The 22,797-nt window shown below is 68.4% G+C and carries 21 protein-coding genes; 17 read left to right on the forward strand and 4 right to left on the reverse strand.

What is annotated here, in order from left to right; all coding sequences use genetic code 11:
- Nucleotides 1-46: 46 nt before the first annotated feature.
- The 7 genes from AC07PU_RS20000 (at nucleotide 47) to AC07PU_RS20030 (ending at nucleotide 7,899) form a co-directional block, all read left to right on the forward strand.
- The gene (locus tag AC07PU_RS20000; protein WP_495319807.1) at nucleotides 47-736 is read left to right on the forward strand and encodes a response regulator transcription factor; all 690 of its coding nucleotides are present in this window, start codon (nucleotides 47-49) and stop codon (nucleotides 734-736) included.
- Nucleotides 726-2,171 (forward strand): sensor histidine kinase, encoded by a 1,446-nt coding sequence (locus AC07PU_RS20005; protein WP_495319809.1) that lies wholly within the window; start codon nucleotides 726-728, stop codon nucleotides 2,169-2,171. Before AC07PU_RS20000 ends, AC07PU_RS20005 begins: the two co-directional genes overlap by 11 nt.
- A 77-nt stretch (nucleotides 2,172-2,248) precedes the next feature.
- Nucleotides 2,249-3,247, forward strand: a complete 999-nt coding sequence (locus AC07PU_RS20010; RefSeq protein WP_093345303.1) for a glycosyltransferase family 2 protein — start codon at nucleotides 2,249-2,251, stop codon at nucleotides 3,245-3,247.
- Entirely contained in the window at nucleotides 3,244-4,077 is an 834-nt protein-coding gene (locus tag AC07PU_RS20015; protein ID WP_495319812.1) for a ChbG/HpnK family deacetylase, read from the forward strand. Before AC07PU_RS20010 ends, AC07PU_RS20015 begins: the two co-directional genes overlap by 4 nt.
- A gap of 147 nt (nucleotides 4,078-4,224) precedes the next feature.
- Entirely contained in the window at nucleotides 4,225-5,790 is a 1,566-nt protein-coding gene (locus tag AC07PU_RS20020; RefSeq protein ID WP_495319814.1) for an AMP-binding protein, read from the forward strand.
- Between the two features lie 13 nt (nucleotides 5,791-5,803).
- Complete coding sequence (locus tag AC07PU_RS20025) at nucleotides 5,804-6,784, forward strand: Bug family tripartite tricarboxylate transporter substrate binding protein (RefSeq protein WP_495319816.1); 981 nt, start codon at nucleotides 5,804-5,806, stop codon at nucleotides 6,782-6,784.
- A gap of 71 nt (nucleotides 6,785-6,855) precedes the next feature.
- Entirely contained in the window at nucleotides 6,856-7,899 is a 1,044-nt protein-coding gene (locus AC07PU_RS20030; RefSeq protein ID WP_208513207.1) for an AraC family transcriptional regulator, read from the forward strand.
- A gap of 2 nt (nucleotides 7,900-7,901) precedes the next feature.
- Here AC07PU_RS20030 and AC07PU_RS20035 read toward each other — a convergent pair whose 3' ends face one another.
- Complete coding sequence (locus tag AC07PU_RS20035; protein WP_495319818.1) at nucleotides 7,902-9,023, reverse strand: CaiB/BaiF CoA transferase family protein; 1,122 nt, start codon at nucleotides 9,021-9,023, stop codon at nucleotides 7,902-7,904.
- 152 nt (nucleotides 9,024-9,175) lie between these two features.
- Between AC07PU_RS20035 and AC07PU_RS20040 the strand changes: the two genes are divergently transcribed.
- Nucleotides 9,176-10,171, forward strand: a complete 996-nt coding sequence (locus tag AC07PU_RS20040; RefSeq protein ID WP_495319820.1) for an NADPH:quinone oxidoreductase family protein — start codon at nucleotides 9,176-9,178, stop codon at nucleotides 10,169-10,171.
- 33 nt (nucleotides 10,172-10,204) lie between these two features.
- Here the strand turns inward: AC07PU_RS20040 and AC07PU_RS20045 are convergent, their stop codons facing one another.
- Nucleotides 10,205-11,365 (reverse strand): acyl-CoA dehydrogenase family protein, encoded by a 1,161-nt coding sequence (locus AC07PU_RS20045; RefSeq protein WP_495319822.1) that lies wholly within the window; start codon nucleotides 11,363-11,365, stop codon nucleotides 10,205-10,207.
- A gap of 277 nt (nucleotides 11,366-11,642) precedes the next feature.
- Between AC07PU_RS20045 and AC07PU_RS20050 the strand changes: the two genes are divergently transcribed.
- Complete coding sequence (locus tag AC07PU_RS20050; RefSeq protein WP_495319824.1) at nucleotides 11,643-12,185, forward strand: hypothetical protein; 543 nt, start codon at nucleotides 11,643-11,645, stop codon at nucleotides 12,183-12,185.
- 77 nt (nucleotides 12,186-12,262) lie between these two features.
- Here AC07PU_RS20050 and AC07PU_RS20055 read toward each other — a convergent pair whose 3' ends face one another.
- Nucleotides 12,263-13,543, reverse strand: a complete 1,281-nt coding sequence (locus AC07PU_RS20055) for a hypothetical protein (RefSeq protein WP_495319826.1) — start codon at nucleotides 13,541-13,543, stop codon at nucleotides 12,263-12,265.
- Nucleotides 13,544-14,099: 556 nt separating this feature from the next.
- Here AC07PU_RS20055 and AC07PU_RS20060 point away from each other — a divergent pair.
- Nucleotides 14,100-14,399, forward strand: a complete 300-nt coding sequence (locus tag AC07PU_RS20060; protein ID WP_495319828.1) for a hypothetical protein — start codon at nucleotides 14,100-14,102, stop codon at nucleotides 14,397-14,399.
- Nucleotides 14,400-14,423: 24 nt separating this feature from the next.
- Nucleotides 14,424-15,086, forward strand: coding sequence for a Crp/Fnr family transcriptional regulator (locus AC07PU_RS20065; protein ID WP_495319830.1), 663 nt, complete (start codon nucleotides 14,424-14,426; stop codon nucleotides 15,084-15,086).
- A gap of 404 nt (nucleotides 15,087-15,490) precedes the next feature.
- Here the strand turns inward: AC07PU_RS20065 and AC07PU_RS20070 are convergent, their stop codons facing one another.
- Complete coding sequence (locus tag AC07PU_RS20070) at nucleotides 15,491-15,664, reverse strand: hypothetical protein (protein ID WP_495319832.1); 174 nt, start codon at nucleotides 15,662-15,664, stop codon at nucleotides 15,491-15,493.
- 35 nt (nucleotides 15,665-15,699) lie between these two features.
- Here AC07PU_RS20070 and AC07PU_RS20075 point away from each other — a divergent pair, with 35 nt between their 5' ends.
- The 6 genes from AC07PU_RS20075 (at nucleotide 15,700) to AC07PU_RS20100 (ending at nucleotide 22,789) form a co-directional block, all read left to right on the forward strand.
- The gene (locus AC07PU_RS20075; RefSeq protein ID WP_495319835.1) at nucleotides 15,700-17,199 is read left to right on the forward strand and encodes a GGDEF domain-containing protein; all 1,500 of its coding nucleotides are present in this window, start codon (nucleotides 15,700-15,702) and stop codon (nucleotides 17,197-17,199) included.
- A gap of 91 nt (nucleotides 17,200-17,290) precedes the next feature.
- On the forward strand, nucleotides 17,291-18,295 hold the full coding sequence (locus tag AC07PU_RS20080) for a helix-turn-helix domain-containing protein (protein WP_495319837.1): 1,005 nt from the start codon (nucleotides 17,291-17,293) through the stop codon (nucleotides 18,293-18,295).
- A 197-nt stretch (nucleotides 18,296-18,492) separates the two neighbouring features.
- The gene (locus AC07PU_RS20085; RefSeq protein WP_495319839.1) at nucleotides 18,493-19,431 is read left to right on the forward strand and encodes an NAD(P)-dependent oxidoreductase; all 939 of its coding nucleotides are present in this window, start codon (nucleotides 18,493-18,495) and stop codon (nucleotides 19,429-19,431) included.
- Nucleotides 19,432-19,440: 9 nt separating this feature from the next.
- Nucleotides 19,441-20,799 carry an MmgE/PrpD family protein gene (locus AC07PU_RS20090; RefSeq protein ID WP_495319841.1) on the forward strand — a complete coding sequence of 453 codons (1,359 nt, stop codon included), beginning with the start codon at nucleotides 19,441-19,443 and terminating at the stop codon, nucleotides 20,797-20,799.
- Nucleotides 20,799-21,629 (forward strand): NAD(P)-binding domain-containing protein, encoded by an 831-nt coding sequence (locus AC07PU_RS20095; protein ID WP_495319844.1) that lies wholly within the window; start codon nucleotides 20,799-20,801, stop codon nucleotides 21,627-21,629. The genes AC07PU_RS20090 and AC07PU_RS20095 overlap by 1 nt, the downstream gene beginning before the upstream one ends.
- Nucleotides 21,626-22,789 (forward strand): ABC transporter substrate-binding protein, encoded by a 1,164-nt coding sequence (locus AC07PU_RS20100; protein WP_495319846.1) that lies wholly within the window; start codon nucleotides 21,626-21,628, stop codon nucleotides 22,787-22,789. The genes AC07PU_RS20095 and AC07PU_RS20100 overlap by 4 nt, the downstream gene beginning before the upstream one ends.
- Nucleotides 22,790-22,797: the final 8 nt, after the last annotated feature.

Genomic DNA, 22,797 nt, shown 5'->3' on the forward strand with positions numbered 1-22,797 from the left:
CACCGTGGGCAGCGGGCAGTCAGGTAGCGGCGGGATGATCCGCGCCATGCGAATCCTGTTGATCGAAGACGACCGCAAGGCGGCCCGGCTGCTCGCGCGCGGCCTCGAGGAGGAAGGCTTCGTCGTCGATGCGGTGCACACGGCCGAGGCGGGCGACGAGAAGGCCTTCGTCCAGACCTACGACCTGCTGATCCTCGACTGGATGCTGCCGGGCCGCGACGGCCTGGCCCTGTGCGGCGACCTGCGCCGGCGCGGCTGCGGCACGCCGGTGCTGATGCTCACGGCGCGCGACGCCCTGCAGGACCGCGTGGCCGGCCTCAACACCGGTGCCGACGACTACCTGACCAAGCCCTTCGCCTTCGACGAGCTGCTGGCGCGCGTGCGCGCCCTGCTGCGGCGCCCCGAGAGCATGCGGCCCGTGATCCTGTCGCTGGCCGACCTGAGCCTCGACCCGCAGCGCCAGAGCGCGCGGCGCGGCGGCACGGCGCTGGACCTGACGCGCAAGGAGTTCGCGATCCTGCACATGCTGCTGCGCCATGCCGGCGAGGTCGTGAGCCGCGCGCGGCTGGCCGAGCAGGTGTGGAAGGACGACCTGATCGGCATCGACAACCTGATCGACGTGCACGTGGGCAACCTGCGCCGCAAGGTCGACGCGGCGCCGGCGGTGCCGCTGATCCAGACCGTGCGCGGGCGCGGCTTCCGGCTCGCGGCGGCGGACGGCGCGCATGCTTATTAGCCTGCGCCGGCGGCTGGTGCTGGTGCAGGTCGGCGTGACCGTGGTGGTGATGGCCATCGCGGCCTTCGGCGCCTACGCGGTGTTCTCGCGCAACGTGCACCGCGAACTCGACGCCGCGCTGCTGGCGCTGGCCGAGACCGAGCTCGGCATGCTGCTGTCGGCCGGCCCGGGCACCGCGGCCACGGTGCACGAGGCACCGTCCGGCCCCGGCGCGCCCTCCTTCGTGCGGCTCGACCGGCTGGTGCAGATCGTCGGCCCCGATGGCCGCGTGCTCGCGCGCAGCGCCAACCTGGGCGAGGCCCAGCTGCCGATCCCGCCGCTGCTGCGCGCGCGGCTCGCCGCGGGCGAGACCGTGTTCGAGACGCTCGAGGGCTTCGGCGAGGAACCCACGCGCATGGTCTCGGTGCCGGTGCCGGGCCGCGACGCGACGCTGGCGGTGCAGGTGGCCGGTTCGCTCGACGACATCAACCGCACCGTCGCGATGGCCAGCGTGCTGTTCCTCGTGCTCGGCGGCACGCTGCTGCTGGCGCTGGGCCTGGCCGGCACGCTGATCACGCGGCGCGCCTTCCGCGCCATCGACGACGTGGTGCAGCAGGCGCATCGCATCAGCGACGCCAACCTCAGCGAGCGCCTGCCGGCCCCCGGAACCGCCGACGAGGTCGGCCGGCTCGTCGAGACGCTCAATGCGATGCTGGCGCGCATCGAGCACGGCATGGAAGCGCAGCGGCGCTTCACCGCCGATGCCTCGCACGAGTTGCGTTCGCCCCTGTCGCGGCTGCGCACCGAGCTCGAGCTCGCGCTGCGCCGGCCGCGCGAACCGGCGGTCTACGTCCAGACCCTGCGCTCGGCGCTCGACGAGGTGGAATCGCTCTCGCTGCTGGTGGAGGAACTGCTGGTGCTGGCGCGCATCGATGCGGGCCAGGAACGCGAGGCCGCGGAGACGGTGGCGCTCGATCAGCTGGCCGAGGAGGCGCTGCGCCGCCTCGAGCCGATGGCGCGCGAGCGCGGCGTCCGGTTGCGGCTCGAACTGATGGAGCCGGTCGCGGTCCGCGTGGCGCGCGGTGCCGCGAACCTGGCGCTGGCCAATCTGCTCGACAACGCGCTGAAGTTCTCGCCCGATGGCGGCACCGTGCACGTGGACGTGTTCGCACCGCCCGGCGGCGGCGAGGCCGTGGTCCGCGTCGCCGACCACGGCCCGGGCATCCGCAGCGACGAACTGCCGCACCTGTTCGAGCGCTTCTACCGCGGCGCCGGTGCGCGTTCGGACGAGGCCACGCCGGGCCTGGGACTCGGGCTCGCGCTGTCGCAGGCCGTGGTGCAGGTGCATGGGGGCCGCATCGAGGCCATGAACGCGCCGGGCGGCGGCGCGCGCTTCGAGTTGCGGCTGCCGCTGGCCGCGACGCCCGCGGAGCCGGTCATGCTGACCCCGCACTGACCGTGCGGAATGGGTCGCTTCGCGTGCATGGGATTGAGTGCTTTCCTATCCACGAGCCCTTAATCTCCAGCCCATCCATGAACGCTCCCCTGCGCGATCTCTCGAACCTGCAACGGCCCCGGACGGCCTCGGTCCCGGGCATCTCGTGCGTCGTTCCGTGCTTCAACGAGGCACGCAACCTCGGCGCGCTGCTGCCGGAACTCGACCGGATGCTGCGCGCCACCCAGTTGCGTTGGGAAGTGATCGTGGTCAACGACGGCAGCACCGACGACACCGATGCCGTCATCGAGCAGTGGTGCCAGCGGCCGGGCATCCGCTGCCTCTCGCTGTCGCGCAACTTCGGCAAGGAAGCGGCGCTGACCGCCGGACTGGGCGCGGCCCGGGGCGACGCGGTGGTGCTGCTCGACGGCGACATGCAGCACTCGCCCGCGCTGGTGCGCGCCATGATCGACCAGTGGCGCGCGGGCGCCGAGGTGGTCTATGCGGTGCGCCAGGACCGCAGCGACGAAGGGCCGCTCAAGACGCTGAGCACGCGCCTGTTCTACAAGCTGCTGAATGCCTCCGACCGTTTCGCGGTGCCCGAGAACGCGGGCGACTTCCGGCTCATGGACCGCAAGGTGGTCGATGCGCTGCTGAAGCTGCCCGAGCGCAGCCGCTTCATGAAGGGCCTCTACGCCTGGGTCGGCTTTCGCGCCGTGGCGCTGCCCTACACGCCGGCGCCGCGCGCCGAGGGGCGCAGCCGCTTCAACGCGCGGCGCCTGTTCAAGCTGGCACTCGACGGCCTGACCTCCTTCACCACCTGGCCGCTGCGCATGGTCAGCGTGGCCGGCCTGATGCTCGCGCTGCCGGCCTTCGGCTACGGCAGCTACGTGGTCCTCGACTACATGTGCTTCGGCAACGAGGTGTCGGGCTGGTCCACCATCGTCGTGAGCCTGATGTTCTTCATCGGCGTGCAGATGATCTCCACCGGCATCCTCGGCGAGTACGTCGCCCGCATCTTCGAGGAGGTCAAGGGCCGGCCCGTCTACGTGGTGCGCGAGCAGCGCGGCCACGGGCTGGAAGCCGAGGAGCCATGACCGCATCCGCGGCCAGAACGCAGCGGCTTTGCATCTGCGCCGACGACTTCGGCATGAGCCCCGGCATCAACGCGGCGGTGCTCGACCTGATCGCGCGGGGCAACCTCTCGGCCACCGGCTGCCTCGTGCTGCGCGAAGCCTGGCCCCGGGGCCTGCCCGCGCTGCGGCGCGTCGATGCCGTGCGCGTCGACGTCGGCCTGCACCTGGACCTGACCCCGCCGCGGACACCGCGCGCCGGGGAGCCCGGCCTCGGCCCGCTGATCCTGCGCTGCTACACGCGGTCCGCGCCGCGGCGCCATCTGCGCCAGACCATCGCCGAACAGCTCGCGCGCTTCGAGGACGGCCTGGGCCGCGCGCCCGCCTTCGTCGACGGGCACCGGCACGTGCACCAGTTGCCGATGGTGCGGGAGCTGCTGCTCGAGGAGCTGTCGCGCCGCTACACGGCCGCGCCGCCGTGGCTGCGCAACACGCAGCCCGGCGCCGCGGCGCTCAAGCCCCGGGTCATCCACGCGCTGGGAGGCCGTGCGCTGGTGCACGAAGCCGCGCGACGGTCGATCCCGACCAGCCGGGGGCTGCTCGGGGTCTACGACTTCGCGGGCGGGGTGACCGGCTACCGGCGGCGCCTGCTCGCCTGGCTGTCCGCGGCACGCAGCGGCGATGTGCTGATGTGCCATCCCGCACTGGCCGAGGACGCCGGCACGCCGCACCACGAGGCGAGGGCGGCCGAGTACACGGTGCTGGCGGCCATGGCCTTTCCATGGCGCGATCCCCGCGGCGGGCAGGTCGAGCTCACTGCGTTGTCGGCCGGCGGCCTGCAGCCGGGCGCCTGAGGTCCGGCCAGGGCGCCTTCGCCGCGCGTCATGCAGTTTGATCGGCCCGGTCATGCCGTGCGCCGACCCGGCTTCGTATCCTCGGACCATTGAACGAGAGACAAGGTCCGCGCCACCGCAGGTGGCCAGGGCCACACGGAGACCGTCTTGCCACCGAAAGAACCCGTCCTTGACGGCCTGGCGCGCTTCGCCGCCGAGGCCCCCGCACGACCGGCCGCCATCCTCGCCGAGACCGGCGAAACGCTGGACTACCGAAGCCTGCACGAACGCTCGGCGCGGCTCGCGCAGTTCCTCGCGGCCCGCCTCGAGGCCGGCGAGGTGGTGGCGATCCTGCTGGGCAACCGGCTCGAATACTTCGAGCTCACCTTCGCCGCGCGCCGCGCCGGCCTCTACTACGTGCCGATCAGCACGCACCTCACGCCGGGCGAGATCGACTACATCCTGCGGGACTCGGGCGCGCGCATCCTGCTGACCGAGATGGCGCTGCGGCCCTGGGCCGAGCGCTCGGCCTGGCCGGCGCCGCTCGAGGAAGTGCTCTGCATCGACGCCGACGATCCCATCGAAGGCGCCGCGAGCTACCGCGCGCTCGTCGCGGGCGACGGCCCGGTGCCGCCGCTGCCCGATCGGCCCCTGGGCCTGGACTTCGCCTACTCCTCGGGCACCACCGGCCGGCCCAAGGGCATCAAGCACAAGCTCGAGGACCAGCAACTGCGCAAGGCGCTCGCGGGCGACTGGCTCTCGTTCTTCGCCTTCGATCCCGCGAGCGTCTATCTCTCGCCCGCACCGCTCTACCACGCGGCACCGCTGCGCTTCAGCGTGCGCTGCGTGGCCTTCGGCGGCACGGTGGTGCTGATGCGCCGCTTCGATGCCGAAGGCGCGCTCGCGGCGATCGCGCGCTGGCGCGTCACCCATTCGCAATGGGTGCCGACGATGTTCATCCGCCTGCTCGCGCTGCCGGCCGAGCGGCGCGCGGCCCACGACCTCTCGAGCCACCGGCTGGCGCTGCATGCGGCGGCGCCCTGCCCTCTCGAGGTCAAGCGCCGCATGATCGACTGGTGGGGCCCGATCGTCTGGGAGTACTACACGGGATCGGAGCGCGCCGGCGCCACCGCGATCTCGGCGCCCGAATGGCTCGCGCACCCCGGCTCGGTGGGCCGCGCGAAGCAGGGCGTGCTGCACATCGTCGGCAACGACGGCGGCGAATGCGCGCCGATGGTCGACGGCCTGGTCTGCTTCGAGGGCGGCCCGAGCTTCGCGTACCACAACGATCCGGTGAAGACCGCCGAGACCCACACGCCGCAGGGCTGGGGCACCTTCGGCGACATCGGGCACGTGGATGCGGAGGGCTACCTCTACCTCACGGACCGGCGCGCCAACATGATCATCTCGGGCGGCGTGAACATCTATCCGCAGGAGGCGGAGAACCTGCTGCAGGACCACCCGCTGGTGCACGAGGTGGCCGTCATCGGCGTGCCGCATGCCGAGTTCGGCGAGGAGGTGAAGGCCGTGGTCCAGCTCAAGGACCCCGCGCTCGCCGATGCCTCGACCGCGCAGCAGCTCATCGACCACTGCCGCGCCCACCTGTCGGCCATCAAGTGCCCGCGCAGCGTGGACTTCGCGACCGACCTGCCGCGCACCGAGACCGGCAAGCTGCTCAAGCGCGTCGTGCGCGACCGCTACCGCGCGCTCGCCGCGCCCGCTTCCCAACCGTGACGGAGACCCGACCATGACGATCGACATCGGACGCAGGCACTGGACGATGGCCGTGGTGGCCTCGCTGGCCGGCCTGCCCGAACTGGCCAGCGCGCAGCAGGACACCCGGCCGCTGACCTTGCTCGTGCCCTATGCCGCCGGCGGCGCCGCCGACCCCGTGGTGCGCCCGCTCGCGCAGCGCCTGCAGGAGGTGCTCGCGCGCACCGTGCTGGTCGACAACAAGGCCGGCGCCAACGGACTCATCGGCACGCAGTACCTGCTGCGCCAGCCGCCCGACGGGCTGACGATGCTGTTCCACATCACGAGCCTGATCCAGAACATCGCGCTGTCGCGCGGCAAGCCGCCCTACGACTTCGCGAAGGACATCGAGCCGCTGGTGCTGCTGGGCCGGCAGGCGGTGGTGCTGGTGGTGCCCGCGTCGAGCCCCTACCAGAGCCTGGCCGACCTCGCGCGCGCGGCCAAGGCCAACCCGGGCAACTTCTCGTTCGGCTCCTATGGCGCGGGCTCGACCTCGCACATCTACGGCGAGCAGCTGCGCGCGGCCTGGAACATCGAGATGCCGCACGTGGCCTTCCGCGGCACCAGCCCGCTGCTGCAGGACATGCTGGGCGGGCGCGTGCCGATGGCCTTCGTCTCGGCCGCCACCGCGATCGAGCGCCAGGGCGACAAGGGACTGCGCTCGATCGCGGTGGCGCACAGCAAGCGGCTGACCGCGCTGCCGCAGGTGCCCACGCTGCACGAGCTCGGCTATGCGGGCTTCGACTACACCGGCTGGTGGGGGCTGTTCCTGCGCGCGGGCACGCCGGCGCCGGTGGCCGAGCGCCTGCGCAACGCGATCCGCGCCATCCTGCAGGAGCCCGACATGGTCGGCCGGCTGCAGCTGGCCGGCCTGGAGCCCAGCAGCGAGACGCCCGAGCAGATCACGGCCGCGATGCAGAACGAGTACCGCCACTGGGAGGCGCTGAGCCGGCGCTTCAACATCACGGCCGATTGACGCTGTCGCTCGTGCGGGCGGCGCGACAATGCGAAGCGCATGCCCGCGCTTTCCCCGTACCCGCCCGCTTCATGACCGCCGTCCCCGGCCCCTCGCCGAGCGCCACGCCGCCGCCGATCGCCGGCTGGTTCGTGCAACTGTTCCTGCGCAGCGCGGACCTGCCGCCGGCGCAGGCCGAGGCCGTGCTGCGCCGTTCCGGCATCGATCCGCTGCAACTCGACACGCGCGGGCTGCGCGTCACCGAGCAGGCCTTCACGCGCTTCCTGATCCTGCTGGCGCGGCGCGCGCGCGACGAGGCCTGGGGCATCGCCTCGCGGCCGATTCCGCCGGGCACCTTCCACACCCTGTGCCGGCTGATCGTCAATTGCCGCACGCTCGGCGAGGCGCTGGTCGTCATCGGCCGCTTCTATGCGCTGGTGGTCGACGACTTCTCGATCAAGATCCGCCGCGAGGGCGGCGAGGCCATCGTCTGGCTCAAGCCGCTGCGCACGCTCTCGCCCGAGCGGCACGTGAGCCTGCATGGCGCGACCGTCTTCCTGCTCTACCAGTTCATGTGCTGGCTGGTCGACCGCCGCATTCCGCTGACCGCGGTCGAGTTCTCGTACCCGCGCCGGCCGACCAGCGCCGAAACGCTGCGCACCTACGACACGCGCGAGATCCGCTTCGAGCAGCCGTTCACCGCGCTGCGGCTCGAAAGCCACCTGGCCTCGCTGCCGATCATCGGCGGCGAAGAGCGCCTGAGCCGTTTCCTCTCCGAGGCGCCGCGCACGCTCATCACGCGCTACTACGACCACAGCCGCGTGAGCGACCGCGTGAAGTCCATCCTGCGCGCGCAGGTGGGCACGCCGATGAGCCTGGACGACGTGGCGGCCCGGCTGCACCTGACACCGGTGACCTTGCGGCGGCACCTGGTCGATGAAGGCTGCGGCTTCTCGGAGCTGCGCGACGACGTGCGCCGCCGCGCGGCGCTCGACATGGTGCGCCAGGGCCATGTGAAGCTCGAGACCATCGCGCTGCGGCTGGGCTTTGCCGAGTACAGCACTTTCCACCGGGCCTTCCGGCGCTGGACGGGCACGGGGCCGACCGAGTACCGGGCCAATCCGCCGGCGTCCTGAGTTCAGGGTCCGGGGTTCGCGGGCCGTGCCCAGTCCGCGAGCCACTGCGCATCGGCCACCACGGATGTCGCGGGCCGCGGCAGCGAAGGCGAATGGCTGAAGCGCGGGGCTGGTGCCGGCTGCAGTTCGCCTTCGAGTTCGACGAAGACCTGGCGTGCCACGAGGTGCGGGTCGCGCGTGCTTGCGGCGAGGTTGTTGACGGGCGCCACGCAGGCATCGCTGCCTTGGAACAGCGCCTCCCAATGCGCGCGTGGCTCGCGTGCGAACAGCGCCTCGAGCGCGCGCGCCTGTTCGGGCCAGCGGTCGCGATCGTGTTGCGCGAAGGCCTTGCCGTCCAGGCCCAGGCGCGCGAGGAACTCGGCATGGAACTGCGGCTCGATCGCGCCCACCGCCAGATGCAGCCCATCCGCGCAGCGGTAGCTGCGGTAGTACGGCGCGGCGCCATCGAGCACGTTGGACTGCCGCTCGTCGTGCCAGCGCGATGCGGCGCGCAGGCCATGGATCAGCGACAGCAGCGACACCGCGCCGTCGCAGATCGCGGCATCGACCACCTGGCCGCGCCCGCTGCGCGCCGCCTCGTGCAGCGCCGCGAGCACGCCCACGGCCAGGTAGAGCGCGCCGCCGCCATAGTCGCCGACCAGGTTCAGCGGCACGCTTGGTTCCTCGGCGGGACCGATGGGATGCAGCGCGCCCGCGACCGCGAGGTAGTCGATGTCATGGCCCGCCTGCTGGGAGCGCGGACCCTCCTGCCCCCAGCCCGTCATGCGGCCGAACACCAGCGCGGGCCGCAACGCGAACAGCTCGGCAGGACCGAGACCCAGCCTTTCCATCACGCCGGGCCGGAAGCCCTCGATCGCCACGTCGGCATGGCGCAGCAGCTCGCGCGCCGTCGCGAGGCCTTCCGTCGAGCGCAGGTCGAGCGCGAGGCGTTCGCGCCCGCGCATCGTGGCGCCGTGCTCCATTGCCACCGCGCCGGGACGCTCGATGCGAACCACCCGCGCGCCCATGTCGGCGAGCAGCATCGCGGTGAAGGAGACCGGCCCCAGGCCCGCGAACTCGACGACCCGCAGGCCGCGCAGCGGGCCGGCGGGCGATGGGGATGCTTTCTTCGTCTCGTCGTTCATCGCTGCATGGTGCCGTCGCGCCTGCATGGCCGCGATGACCGTCGCGCTCGTTCCCCATGACCCCTGCGCGCCGCGCCATGCGGGTTGCGCGCGGCGGTCATGGCGCGGGCCGGACGGGCCTTTCATCATGGCGCCAACCAAAGGAGCCGAACATGAAAGCATGGGTGAGTCATCGCCCCGGGGGACCGGAGACGCTGGTGTGGCAGGAGCTGCCGGATCCGGTGCCCGCCGACGGCGAGGTGCTCGTGAAGATCGCTGCGGTGGGCGTCAACTACCCCGACGGCCTGCTGATCCGCGACCTCTACCAGGTCAGGCCCGAGCGGCCCTTCGTTCCCGGCAGCGAGTTCTGCGGCGTCGTGGAGCAGGCGGGCCGGGGCGTGTCGGGCCTGCGCGAGGGCGACCTCGTCATCGGCCGCTGCGGCTGGGGCGCCATGGCCGATCGCATCGCCGTGGCCGAACAGCGCTGCGTGCGCGTGCCGGCCGACACGCCGCGCACGCAGGCGGCCGCCTTCATGTTCGCCTATGCCACCGCCTACCACGCGCTGTGCGACGCCGCCCAGCTGCAAGCGAAGCAGACGGTGCTGGTGCTCGGCGCCGCGGGCGGCGTGGGGTCGGCCGCGGTCGAGGTCGCGCATGCGCTGGGGGCCCGCGTGGTGGCCGCCGTGTCCTCGCCCTCCAAGCTGGCCTTCGCGATGGCGCGCGGTGCGTCGGGCGGCCTCGTCTACGAACAGCAGGTCGAAGGCAGGGAGGCGCAGCAGGCGCTCGCACGCCGCATCAAGGAGGCGGTGGGCGGCGACGGCTGCGACGTGGTGTTCGATCCGGTCGGCGGCGGCTACACCGAACCCGCCTTGCGCAGCCTGCGCCGCGGCGGCCGCCACCTGGTGGTGGGCTTCACCGCCGGCATCCCGAGCGTGCCGCTCAACCTGGCGCTGCTCAAGAGCCGCCACATCGTCGGCGTGGACTGGCGCAGCTTCGTACAGGAAGACCCGAAGCTCAACGACCGCAACGTGCACTCGCTGCTCGCGATGTGGCGCGAGGGCCTGCTGCAGCCGGAAGTGACCGAGACCTTCGCGCTGGCCGATGCGCCTTCGGCCATCGCGCGACTCGATGCGCGCGGCGCGCTCGGCAAGATCGTCGTGGTCGCGTGAAGGCGGCGGCCGCCCGGGCCGCCGTCTTCTGTCTCAGTTGAGTTCGCCCGACAGGATCTCGCGCGCCATCACGATCTTCATGATCTCGGTCGAGCCCTCCATCTGCTTGCACATGCGCAGCAGGTTGTGGAAGTCGAAGAAGGGATAGTCCTCGATCGCGAGGCCGCGGCCGCCCAGCACCTGCATCGAGCGGTCGATCACGCGAAGGCCCGCATCCACGCAGTAGGCCTTCACCATGGCCGCCTGCATCCGCGAGGCCGAGTAGCCGCCGCGCGCCACCATCCAGGCCGCGTAGTAGGTGTTGAGGCGGATCGATTCGATGTCGTACTGGTTGTCGGTCAGCATCCACTGGATCGCCTGGTTGTCGCCGAGCGCCTTGCCGAACACCCTGCGCTCGCGCGCGTATTCGACCGCCAGCTCCTGGCTGCGCTCGGCCATCCCGAGCGCGGTGCCGCCCAGGCGCAGGCGGAAGCGGTTGAACTGGTGCTGCGCGATGGAGAAGCCCTCGCCCTCCGCGCCCAGCAGGTTCTCGGCCGGCACGATCACGTTCTCGAGCCGCACCTCCTGCTCCGTGCCCCATTGCCGCGCGATCACCGGGATGTCGCGCGACTTCGTGAAGCCCGGCGTGTCGTTGTCGACCAGGAACACGCTGATTCCCTTCGGCCCCTTGCTCGGATCGGTGACCGCCGCGACCGCCGTGTACGACGCGAAGTGATGGCCGGTGCGCCACATCTTCGTGCCGTTGAGCACCCAGTGGTCGCTTTTTCGCACGGCCGTCGTGCGGATCCCCGCGAGGTCGGAGCCGGCCTCGGGTTCGGTGAAGCACATCGACCAGCCGGTCTTGCCCTCGAGCACCGGATAGAGGTACTTCTCGCGGATCTTCTCGGGCGCCTGGTAGAGCACCGGCCAGGGCGCGAACGGCCCGCCGGGCATGCGGCGCGGCGACTTCGAGAACTCGGCCAGCACGATCACGTCCTCCATCGGCCCCAGGCCCTGGCCGCCGAATTCCTTGGGCACGATCAGCTTGGCCAGGCCGTACTCGGCCAGCTTTCCCTTGAGGTGCGCGTTGAGCTCGGGGCTGTAGTCGCTGTTGGCGACCGGCCATTCGCGGTAGTGCGGCAGGACTTCCGTCCCGATGAAGCTGCGTGCGCGCTGCTGAAGATCGCGTTGCGCGGGGTTGAGTTCGAAATCCATGGTGTGCCTCTTGTGTTCGGACATGCGCCCGATGGCATGTCAACGCAATCGATTGGATCGGCGCGGGCGCGTGGCCTCCATGGCACCGTCGTTCAAACTGCATGACATCGCTGCCGTGCCGCGGTGTCCGGAAAGCGGACGCCCGCTGTCCCCAGATCATCCGGATGCCGCCGCGGCGGCGATCGCAAGTCGTTGATTTCAAAGGATTGCGGTGCTGGCACGTTGCGTGAGATGTCCTGGGGACATCCACCCCACACAAGCTTCCGAGGACCTCCCCATGCCACATCACCATCAGCCCGCCGAGCACGACGACATCTGGTCCGTGAAGGGCCGCTTCCAGCACCTGATCTACAGCCCCAAAGGCGGCATCGAAGGGCTGTTGATCGAAACCGAAGGCATCGTCACGCAGTTCGCGATCGATCCCGACGACGCCGCCAGCGTCGCCCAGTTGCTGAGCCTTCGTCGCGACCAGGCGCTGGTCGTCGAAGGCCGCGAAGCCAGACCTTCACCGAAGGGCGACGGCGAACACGTGGTCTACCACTTCGAGCGACTGGCCGCCGTCGACGGTCGCGCGACCCACTCGGCTGCACGAGAAACGCAGGTGCATGGAAAGGTCGTGCGCCTGAATTTTGCGAAGCATGGCGCCGCCAATGGCGTCGTTCTGGACAGCGGCGACTTCGTTCACCTCCGTCCGCAAGGCATGGAGCGCCTGCAACTGAAGCCCGGAGATCAGGTCCAGGCGGAAGGCGCGGCGCATCCGCTCGTCACGGGCAGCGGATGGGTGATCGAAGCGCACAGCGTGAACGGCGAAGTGCTTTGAGCTTGCGCCATGGCCCGACAGTCGTCCTGTTGGGCATCGACTTGCCTGGCCGTGCGGCCGAGCGCGGCACCGCTGCCCTACTCCCGGTGCTCTTCCTTCTTCGGCTGTTCGACATGCTGAGGCGAAGCCGGTGGGTGCCCCGCCTGGACGTGCACAGGAGGTGCCGGGCGCTCTTTCGGCATCGGCTCATGCATGCGCAAGGCCTGTTGCGCTTCCGATCGGCGTGGTGCATCGACCTGGCGTTCTCTCTCCCCCGATGCGGGGGCAACGGATGGCGGCCGCTGCTGTGCGCTTGCCGCAGGTTCCGCCCTTCGCGGCGCTTCAGGCGTCAGCCGAGCGGAGGCTGCGGCCGGCACGGCGGGCTCGACCACCTTGGCCGCAAAAGGGGGTGGCGCGACCCGGGGATGCCCCTCAGCAGGTGCCACCTGGATCTGCGGCGGCACTGCGGCCGTCTGCCGCGCAGGCTCGACAGGCCGGGGGGCGACGGGCGGATGCCCAGGCACAAGCGCCGCGACCGGCTTCGCGCTCTCCGGGACGGGGGCCATCGCATGCACCACGGAAGGCAGCGCGGCGGCCAGATGGGCACTTGCCGGAACTGCTGCTTCAAAGGAGCGGCCGCTGGCCGTGGCGCTGGCGGGCGCCACCACCGTGACCGTGCGCGTGTTGTTGATGTTCGTGACATTCGTGACGTTCGTCGTGGTGTTCGTCACGTTGTAGATGGTCGTGTTCTGCACGCGCATGCCGACGTTGGTCACCGGCGGTGCGCTGACGACCACCGCGGGTGGAGTTCCCACGGGTGCCGGCACGATCAGGCCGAGGCGCGAGCCGGGCGGTGCGGGAACGAATACGCCTTGCGGCCCGATGGGTGCGAGCCCGGCCACCACGCCTGCTGCCGCGGCTGAAACCACCAGGCCAAGACCCGGCGGCGGCGGAATGAACGCGACGCCCGGTGCCGACCAATGGCCGGTGATGAAGACCACCATGCCATCGCGATGCTCGTAGTACGGCTGCACCCAGCTATAGCCCGGTTCGGGCGGCGAGGCCCAACGTCCCGCGGCCCACACCCAGTTGCCCTGCCATGTCCAATAGCCACCAGTCCAGACTGCCCCCGCGAAGGGAGGTGACGGCGGTCTCTCCACCAGCATGGGCGGCGGCGCCCATGCCACGGCAATCGGCGGAGGCTGATACAGCGGCGGATCGACATACACGCTGACGACACGCGGAGCGACAGATGCGACCGGCACGGGTTGAACCGTGGCATGGGACACCAGCGGTGGCTGCACGACACAGCCCGCGGCCAGAAGTGCCAAGGTCATTGCCGAAATTTTGACAATGGAGAATGAAGATGTATTGCTCATTGTTCTTCTCGATTAGCGTGCATCGCGGCACGGGAAGAACCTAACGGGCACCGAGAAATTGGCGCTGACAGCATTGAAGAGAATTTCTCTTCAACGCGGTTCTTTTCTTTTCAGTCGCGAACCGTCAGGTGGCACTCAGGCTATCGATACCTGTGTTGCAACGACTTGGGCGAAGTACCGGCGATTCAAGACAGAAGCTCGAAGCTTCAAAGGTGCGCATCCCGGCAATCAGCGGCTGGCCAACATCATCCCGCTGACCGTGCTCTTCCTGCGTTGCGCAATGGAGGGTGTCCGAAAAGCGGACGCACGCTGTCCCCGAATCATCCGCATGCGGGCGCAGAAGTTTCCGTAAGTCATTGATCTCAAAAGATCTCGGCGTTGGCACGTTGCGTGAGATGTCCCTGGAACATCCACCCCGCAAAGAGCATCCCATGGCAGTCCGCACCCTCTTCATCGCCGCCGCCTTCTTGCTCGCAGGCGGCACGGCCTTGGCCCAGTCGGCTTCGCTTCCGTCGGGGCCCGATGCGGCGCCCAAGGTCGGCACGATCGTCACTGGTTGGACTTCTTCGCACCCGACATCGAGGGCGTCGTCGATCTCTTCCTGACGGCCTTCACCTCGGCACATTCGCCCGGAATGCACAACGCGCTTGCCATTCGAGCTGCGCGCTACACGACGCCGACCGGGCCCGGTTCGCGAGCCATCGCGCCAATGCTCGACGACCCGGCATCGCGCAAGCGTCCTTCGAAGAAAGATTCAAAAAAGAATCGGCAATTCGCGCGCAATTCCTACAGCCGCGCCAATCCGCCGCATCCGTCATCCAGCCCTGAAGCCCATGTCGGGCCGATGAACCTGTGACTCAGCTCGATTCCGCTTGCACCCATGTATCTACACAGCCTGTTCAAACACCTTCCCACTACCGAGCGCGAGTACCTCGTAAGCCGCAGTGAGTTGAAGACCTATCGGCGCAATGAGAAGGTATGTGCGACAGATGAGCGAATCGAAAAAGTATGTCTGGTTGCCTCAGGCCTGCTTCGAGTGGTCGTAGACGAAGACGTTACGACAGACTTCGTTCGCGAAGGTGATCTGTACCTCCATCTCGAAGCAACCGAACCGACATACGTTCTCGTGGCCGCTCTGCCGACTTCCGCCTACTTCGTCCCGGCGGACGACATCTGGACGATCTGCAGGGAGTATCCCCAAGTCGCGTTGGAGCTTCTCAGACTCACCATCGAGCGCGTTGCAAACCTCAGAAAGCATTTGCAGCAAATTTCTTCGAATACATCGGAGGCTCGAATCGCCTGTGCCATGCATGAACTCACGCTTTTGGCACCTGGCAGAAATGGCGGCTATGACAAGCGCATTTCACAAGGAGTCATTGCGTCGTACACGGCACTTTCACGCGAAGTCGTCAACAGAGCCATGCGCGATCTGCAGGTTCGAGGCTTGCTGCGAAAAGATCGAAATGCCGTTCATCTGCAGATGGCTTCGAAAGCTGGAACACCAGCTTCGTTGCGCGAAGAGATCGGGCCGCCCTACTTGTGATCTCGATCACATTCTTGATGCGCCTTTGTGCCACACAACACATCCTCGATACAAAAAAAGGGAAGAGCCGATTTCGGAGCAGATCCTTATCTATAGTACGTTCTTCTACACATTGCTTCTTTGCTCGCACAAGCAAAACCAGCTGACTTTCGTACCGTATGAGCAGCCCTGGAGAGCAAGACCCGCCACCCGAATTGACAGATGGGCGTCGGGACGATGGCGAGCCGCAGGCCTCTGCAGGTCATGGCACGGTACTTTGTCGATTCAGCCTCCCCTTTCAACTGAGCGAATTCCGTCGCTCCTCTCATCCGGCGAGTGCTTTGTTCCGCCTCGCGACCAGGGAGGAGGTCGACTCCTGGCTGCTGAAGAAGGGGCGATCTTTCAGAACGGACAGAGACCTCGTTCTACGCTATTCGCTGGAACTGCGCGATCTTCGCCATGAAGACGAGCCTCCCATGTGCTTGAAGAGCATCGTCGCCGATGAGCGAGCGGCGGCCATGATCGCAGCGGTATTTCTCAGCACATTGCAATTCAGCTGCGAGACTTGAGCAGGCGATGAGCGCTTCCAGCTCAGGCATGACCGGCCCTCTGAGGAAGTTCAGCAATTAAAAAAATGAAGCGCGATCTTCGCCTGGCCAAGTTTCTGCTATTGACCGTCGTAGTTTCAGTGTCGTGCGCCACCATTTGGCAAATCTGGGCGACGCGCCAGCGCACCCTGAATGAGATCAATACCAACAGCCTCAATCTGGCACAGGCATTGAGCACTTACGCCGAAGGCATCTTTTCTCAAAGCGCCATGTTGTTGAGTGTGGTCGAGAACCTGGAGGCCGAAGGTCGCGCCCCTAAAAATCTGCAGCGCATGCAGTCGCTCGTCAGCCACCGGGAAGGACTGCTCGATCAACTCGACAGCGTCTTCATCGTCGACGCTCGAGGCCATCGCCTGATGCCGACCCATTCAGAGGATCCGAGACCGACCGACAGCAGCAAGAACGCCTACTTCGTTCACCATCGAGACAACGCCACGCATGACATCTTTATCAGCTCGGCGGCTCGCAGTCGCCCGGGCAGCGAATGGGAGCTCACCGTCAGTCGTCGCCTGCAGGACAGCGACGGAAACTTCGCCGGCGTCGTTGTTGCAACGCTGGACATTGGCGACTTCCTGCAACCATTCGGCGCCATCGATATTGGAAAAAGCGGCGCCATCAGTCTCAGCACAACCGATGGGCAATTGCTGCTGCGTTACCCTTCGCGGGTCGAAGACATGGGCCGCAACCTGTCCGGATCGCCTAACTTTCGGCGTTACTACAGCGAAATTGCCACCAGGGGGACTGCGTCTTTTCGCTCCCAATTGGATGGGACCCATCGACTCTACGCCTTTCGAAAGGGCGACCACTATCCGATCGTGACGACCGTGGCACTCGGCAGGGATGAAATGCTCTCTGCCTGGCGACACCAGTCGTTGCTGACATTGTGCGTCGTGGGCGCATTGCTGGCCGCCGTGACGACGGCGGGGTTGCGGCTGATCGTCAACATCAACGGTCGCGTCAGCGCGGAATCCTCGCTGGTCATGGCTCGGGAAGAACTATTGCAGGCCAATCGCCGCCTGGAGGTCCTGGCGTCACAGGATTCGCTCACCGGCCTGGCCAACCGTCGGGTTTTCGAGCAGGCGCTGGAGCTGGAAGCGCGACGGGCAGAACGCGAGCACACGCCTTTGTCGTTGCTGCTTTTCGATCTCGACTACTTCAAGCGCTTCAACGACACCTATGGCCACGTGGCCGGGGATCAATGCCTGAAGATCGTCTCCGACACATTGGCCTACAACGTTCACCGCCCGGGCGATCTGGTCGCTCGATACGGGGGCGAGGAGCTTGCGATCATCTTGCCCCATACCGAACTGAAAGGGGCATGCGAGCTGGCCAACGCATTGCTCGATCGCATACGCTCCCTGAACATCCCGCACAGCGCCAGCCCGCATGGGCGCGTCACCGCCAGTGCCGGCGCGGCCACATTGAATGGCATGGACTCCGCCAATTGGAAGCTGCAACTCATCGAAGCAGCGGATCGCTCGCTCTACAAGGCCAAGGAAAGTGGGCGCGACAAGGCGATGGGTTGAGTGACTCGAGGGCAGCCCTGTTAAGCTTTTTGCCGAAGAGACGACAGACACACCTCGGCAGCCACGCGGTACGAGGTAATTGGAGCCCCGAATGACCCTGCCTCAGACCGTGCCGGATTCGCTTGCCTTGATGCGGACCGTGCCCACCGAGCGCGCCTTCGAACCCGAGCCGCTGAGCACCAACGTCTTCAGCCGCTGGGGCGAGACGATGTCGTCGAAGATCCTCACGCTGCAGGCCCAGAATCTCCAGCCTTCCGAGCACTTCTCGGGGCAGGCCTGCATCGCGCGCTTCCACCGCTGCGTGGTGGCGGACATCCACAGCAGCGCGCACCGTGTCATGCGCACGCGCGCCCTGGCGTCGGAAGACCAGGACCGCTACTTCAAGGTGATCTGGCAGATCCAGGGCCGCAACCTGATCGAGCACAACGGCCATTCGGTGACGATCGATCCCGGCCAATGGACGATCTACGACACCTCCCGCCCCTACTCGGTCGAAACCTCGAACGGATCGCGCTTCATGGTGCTGCTGGTGCCGGTCTCCGAGATGGGACGCTGGAACCCGGGCATCGAGTTCGTCACCGGGAAGGTGCTGCCGACACGCGGAACCGCGGAGATCGCACGCTCGGCCCTTTCGGGCATGTTGTCCGGCTTCGTCGAGCTCGAACAACAGGGCGCCATCGTGATGCAGGACTCGATCAGTGCATTGATCGGCACCGCGGTGGCGCAGATCCATGGCAGTTCGCCGAAGCAGGACGGGGCCCTCTCGCAGCGGCTGCAGAAGGTGCAGGCCTTCATCGAGAGCCGGCTCACCGAGCCCGAGCTGAGCCCCGAACTGGTGGCACGCGAATGCGGCATGTCGCGCCGCAGCCTCTACGCGGCCTTCAACGCACTCGGCCAGACGCCCAGCAGCTACATCATGAACCGGCGCCTGGCGGTGGCGGCGCAGCGGCTGGTCGAGCAGTCCGAGCGCACGACCATCACGCAGGTCGCCTTCGAACTCGGCTTCTCGGATGCGGCGCATTTCTCGCGCGTGTTCAGCGAGAAGTTCGGCCAAAGCCCGAGCCGCTGGCGCAACCAGCAGATCGCCGGCCACTGACGCGCCTTCACTTCGGCCGGTGCTCGTCGGCCTCAGGGTAAATACCCGGGCGCTTGTGCACGGTCAGCCAAGGCGCCGCATCAAGGTGCAAGCCCGTTCGGCCTCCTTTTCATAACCTCGATCCATCATCGACGGAGCTCGGGCATGACTGGCGCATCGCCAGCATCCGACTCCGTGAAGCTGATCTCGAGGACCTTATGGAAACAGCTGGCGAGAGTTTGAATGTGGGCTTCATCGGCCTGGGCGTGATGGGATCGCCGATGGCGACGCACCTGGCGCATGCCGGCCATCGGCTGACGCTCAACGATGCGAACCTGGAAGCCGCGCGGGAACTGGCACGCACGCTCGGCGGCGAGGCGGTCGCGGTGGCAACGCCCAGGGAGGTCGCGGCTCGCAGCGACATCGTGATCACGATGCTGCCCAACGGAGAAGTCGTGCAGGCGGTGGCGCTCGGCGAGAACGGCCTGCTGGCCGGCTGGCGGCCCGGCACGCTGTTGCTCGATACCTCTTCCTCGCAACCCTGGCTGACCCAGCAGACGGCGAAGCAACTGGCCGCGGCCGGCATCGCGATGGTCGACGCCCCGGTGTCGGGCGCGCAATGGGGGGCGCAGGAGGCCGCGCTGGTCTTCATGGCCGGCGGCGCGACCGAGGACCTCGAGCGCGTGCGGCCCTTGCTCGACCGCATGGGGACCTCGGTGTTCCACCTGGGCGAGGTGGGCAGCGGCCATGCCATGAAGTGCATCAACAACCTGATCACGGCCATGACCTTCAGTGCCACCTGCGAGGGCTTGACGATGGGCAAGCGCTACGGCCTCGACCCGGCCGAGATGGTGCGCGTGCTCAACGTCTCCACCGGCATGTCGTGGATCAGCAAGACCCACATCGAGCAGCGGATCCTGAGCCGCACTTTCGACGATCCCTTCAAGCTCGAGCTGATGCTCAAGGACATCGGCATCGCCAACGCACTGGCGCGCGAGACCGAGACCTCGGCACCGATCTCGGCGCTGGGTCAGCAGTTGTGGATGGCGGCTTCGCGCTTCGCCGGGCCCGGCGCCAGCGTGAGCGAGCTGGGCCGCTGGGTCGAGCAGCAGTCCGGCACGGTGATCGAGCCCGGTGCCACGCCGCGCCAGGCCTGAGGTGGCGCGATGAAGCTGGAACGCCGACTCGCCGATTTCGTTGTCACCTTGCGCGCCGACGAGGTGCCCGAGGACGCGCGCCGCATCCTGCGCTGGATGGTCATGGCGGTGACCGGCACCGGTATCGCGGGCGCGGCCGAGGACGGCATCGAGGCCCTGCGCGCGGTGCTTGCCGAGTCCGGCGGTACGCCGCAGGCGACCGCGCTGGTCTACGGCGATCGCCTGCCCGCGAATGCCGCGGCCCAGTTCAACGCCACGATGTGCCGTGCGCTCGACTACTGCGACGCGATGGCGCCCGGCCCGCACATCGGCTCGGCCCTGCTGCCGGCGGCCTTCGCGGCCGCGGAGCTGGCGGGCGGCTGCAGCGGCTCGGAGTTCCTGGCCGCGCTGGCGGCCGGTGCCGAACTGAGTTCGCGGCTCAACCTCAGCGAAGCCCAGTACGACGGCTTCGATCCCACCGGCATCGCGGTCGTGTTCTCGGCCGCCGCGGCCGCCTCGCGCATCCTCGGGCTCACGAGCGAGCAGACCCTGCATGCACTGGCGCTGGCATTCAACCGCTGCGGCGGCAGCTTCCAGAGTCATGTCGATGGCTCGCTGGGCGTGCGCGTGGTGCAGGGCTGGGTCGCGCAGGCCGGCGTGCAGTGTGCCGAGCTGGCGCGCCGCGGCGTCACGGGGCCGGTCAATTTCCTCTCGGGCCACTACGGCTACGGCCACCTCTATGGCCGCGGCACGCTGGACCTCGACGCCGTCGGCGAAGGACTGGGCACGACCTGGCGCCTGCACCGCATGGTCTTCAAGAAATACCCGAGCTGCGGCGTCACGCAGGGCGTGACCGAGCTGGCGCTGTCGCTCCTCGAGGACGGCGTCTCGGCCGAGGACTTGCGCGCGGCCGAAGTGCGCTTGCCGCCCTACGCCTTCCGGCTGGTCGGCAAGCCCTTCGATCCGGGCACCAACCCGCGTGTCGACGGCCAGTTCAGCGCCGCCTACTGCGTGGCCAATGCCTTCGCGCGCCGCGCGTCGAAGCTCGCGCACTTCGCGCCGGAGCAGGTGCTCGATCCCGCGCTGCGCACGCTGATCGACCGCATCACGGTCGTGCCCGATGCCGCGCTCGATGCGCGTGGCCATACCGCGGTCGACCTCACTGTGCACACCACCGATGGCCGCAGCCTGCGGCGCTCGCTCGACATCGCGCCGGGCTTTCCGGGCGCCGACCTCGACGAGACGCAGCACCGCGCGCGCTTCGACGACTGCCTGGCCTATGCGCCACGACCCATCGCGGCGGAGCGCATCGAACAATACCTGCAGGCGCTGCGCGCCTTGCCCGAAGTCGCCGACGTACGCAGCCTGATTCCGCTGCTGGTCGCCTGATGGACGCGGTTGCGATCGGTTCCGGCGCGGCGGTCGGTTTCGACGGCCTCGACGGCGTGGGATGGGCGCTGGCGTCCAGCCTTGCGCGCGCCGGCCATGCGCTGGTGGTGCATGACGACGACGCCGCGCGGGCCCGCGCCTTCGCGCAGGAGTTCCAGTGCCGCGCGGCGAACGATCTGGCCGGGCTGTCGGCGTCCGGCCTGTTGCTCTTCGCGCCGCCGGGCTTCGCGGTACGAGAGCGGATCGCGTCCGTCTCGCAGGGCCTGCACGCGGGCGCGATCGTGGTCGATCTCGGCGCTGCCGATCCAACGCTCACCCGCAGCCTCGGTGCACGACTCGCGCAGCGCGGCATCGTGCTGATCGACGCGCCCCTGTGCGGCGACGCGCAAGACAGCGCTGCCGCTGCCATCGTTCATGGCTGCGACGACGACTCCGCGCTCGACGTCGCACTGCCCGTGCTGCGCACGCTGGGCCACGAGCTCGTTGCCGGTGGCGCGCTGGGATGCGGCCAGGCGCTGCGCCTGGTCGAGGCCCACGTGCATGCCGACGTGCTGGCGGCCAGTGCCGAAGCACTGCTGGTCGGCGACCGCATCGGGCTCGCGCCCGCCGGCCTTCGCGCCCGCGTCGCGGCCGCGATCCGCCGCGGCGCCGAGCGCGAGGCGCTCGAGCAGGCCGGCAGCTCCGGCCAAGGCTTCGTGACCGGACTGGCGCTCGGACTGTTCGCCCAAAGCCGCGCCGGCCAGCTGGCAGCGCCTGCCTCGGCACCGGGCCTCACGCGCCTGCTCATCGAATTCACCACCCCCGCCAACGACAAGGAGACAGTTCCATGAAAAGAATTTCCGCGCGCCTTCGCCACCTGGCGCTTGCCATCGCCCTGCCCCTGGGCCTCTCGGCCTCGGTGCAGGCGGCCGAACCCATCCGCATCGGCTCCGTGCTGTCGGTGACGGGCGCGGCTTCCTATATCGGCGACCCCGAAGCGAAGACGCTCAAGCTCTATGCCGAGCGGATCAACGCCGCCGGCGGCGTGCTCGGACGGCCGATCGAACTGGTCACCTACGACGACGCGGGCGATGCCAACAAGGCCCGCACCTTCGCCCAGCGCCTGGTCGAACGCGACAACGTGGTGGCGATGGTCGGCGGCTCCACCACCGGCACGACGATGGCGATGATCCCGGTGTTCGAAGCGGCCAAGCTCCCCTTCATGTCGCTCGCCGGCAGCGTGAACATCATCGAGCCGGTGCGCCAGCAGGTCTTCAAGAGCCCGCACACCGACCGCATGGGTTGCGAGCGCGTGTTCTCGGACATGAAGAAGCGCAACTTCACGTCGATCGCGCTGATCGCCGGCACCGACGGATTCGGCACCTCGATGCGCGAGCAGTGCCTCAAGGTGGTCGACAAGTACGGCATCAAGATCCTGATCGACCAGACCTACGGCGCGCAGGACACCGACATGACGCCGCAGTTGGCGAAGATCAAGGCCACGCCGGGCGTGCAGGCCATCCTCAACACCGGCGCCTCGGGCCAGGGCCCGGCGGTGCTGACGCGCAACTACGGCCAGCTCGACATGAAGAGCATCCCGCTCTACCAGAACCCCGGCGTGGCATCGAAGAGCTACATCGAGCTCTCCGGTGCCGCCGCCGAAGGCGTGCGGCTGCCGGCCGCGGCGCTGCTGGTGGCGTCGAAGCTGCCGGCCAGCGATCCGCAGAAGCCGGTGGTCACGGGCTACATGGCGACCTACGAGAAGGCCACGGGCCAGCCGGTCTCCACCTTCGGCGGTGGTGCCTACGACGGCCTGATGATGGTGGTCGAGGCGATCAAGCGCGCCAACAGCGCCGATCCCAGGAAGATCCGCGACGCACTCGAGCAGACCCGCGGCTTCGTCGGCACGTCGGGCGTGGTGAACATGACGCCGCAGGACCACCTGGGCCTCACGGTCGAGGCCTTCCGGATGCTCGAGGTCAAGAACGGCGACTGGCTGCTGATCGACTGACGAAGCAC

The organism is Variovorax sp. GW821-FHT10D07 (assembly GCF_059415325.1).

Excerpts from the sequence above, each read along its gene's own strand:
- AC07PU_RS20075 (WP_495319835.1), top strand. The coding sequence starts at position 15,700 with ATGAAGCGCGATCTTCGCCTGGCCAAGTTTCTGCTATTGACCGTCGTA.
- AC07PU_RS20095 (WP_495319844.1), top strand. The coding sequence starts at position 20,799 with ATGGACGCGGTTGCGATCGGTTCCGGCGCGGCGGTCGGTTTCGACGGC.
- AC07PU_RS20000 (WP_495319807.1), top strand. The coding sequence starts at position 47 with ATGCGAATCCTGTTGATCGAAGACGACCGCAAGGCGGCCCGGCTGCTC.
- AC07PU_RS20045 (WP_495319822.1), bottom strand. The coding sequence starts at position 11,365 with ATGGATTTCGAACTCAACCCCGCGCAACGCGATCTTCAGCAGCGCGCA.
- AC07PU_RS20015 (WP_495319812.1), top strand. The coding sequence starts at position 3,244 with ATGACCGCATCCGCGGCCAGAACGCAGCGGCTTTGCATCTGCGCCGAC.
- AC07PU_RS20085 (WP_495319839.1), top strand. The coding sequence starts at position 18,493 with ATGGAAACAGCTGGCGAGAGTTTGAATGTGGGCTTCATCGGCCTGGGC.
- AC07PU_RS20005 (WP_495319809.1), top strand. The coding sequence starts at position 726 with ATGCTTATTAGCCTGCGCCGGCGGCTGGTGCTGGTGCAGGTCGGCGTG.
- AC07PU_RS20030 (WP_208513207.1), top strand. The coding sequence starts at position 6,856 with ATGACCGCCGTCCCCGGCCCCTCGCCGAGCGCCACGCCGCCGCCGATC.
- AC07PU_RS20040 (WP_495319820.1), top strand. The coding sequence starts at position 9,176 with ATGAAAGCATGGGTGAGTCATCGCCCCGGGGGACCGGAGACGCTGGTG.
- AC07PU_RS20090 (WP_495319841.1), top strand. The coding sequence starts at position 19,441 with ATGAAGCTGGAACGCCGACTCGCCGATTTCGTTGTCACCTTGCGCGCC.
- AC07PU_RS20080 (WP_495319837.1), top strand. The coding sequence starts at position 17,291 with ATGACCCTGCCTCAGACCGTGCCGGATTCGCTTGCCTTGATGCGGACC.
- AC07PU_RS20025 (WP_495319816.1), top strand. The coding sequence starts at position 5,804 with ATGACGATCGACATCGGACGCAGGCACTGGACGATGGCCGTGGTGGCC.
- AC07PU_RS20035 (WP_495319818.1), bottom strand. The coding sequence starts at position 9,023 with ATGAACGACGAGACGAAGAAAGCATCCCCATCGCCCGCCGGCCCGCTG.
- AC07PU_RS20100 (WP_495319846.1), top strand. The coding sequence starts at position 21,626 with ATGAAAAGAATTTCCGCGCGCCTTCGCCACCTGGCGCTTGCCATCGCC.
- AC07PU_RS20065 (WP_495319830.1), top strand. The coding sequence starts at position 14,424 with ATGTATCTACACAGCCTGTTCAAACACCTTCCCACTACCGAGCGCGAG.
- AC07PU_RS20050 (WP_495319824.1), top strand. The coding sequence starts at position 11,643 with ATGCCACATCACCATCAGCCCGCCGAGCACGACGACATCTGGTCCGTG.
- AC07PU_RS20070 (WP_495319832.1), bottom strand. The coding sequence starts at position 15,664 with ATGCCTGAGCTGGAAGCGCTCATCGCCTGCTCAAGTCTCGCAGCTGAA.
- AC07PU_RS20010 (WP_093345303.1), top strand. The coding sequence starts at position 2,249 with ATGAACGCTCCCCTGCGCGATCTCTCGAACCTGCAACGGCCCCGGACG.
- AC07PU_RS20055 (WP_495319826.1), bottom strand. The coding sequence starts at position 13,543 with ATGAGCAATACATCTTCATTCTCCATTGTCAAAATTTCGGCAATGACC.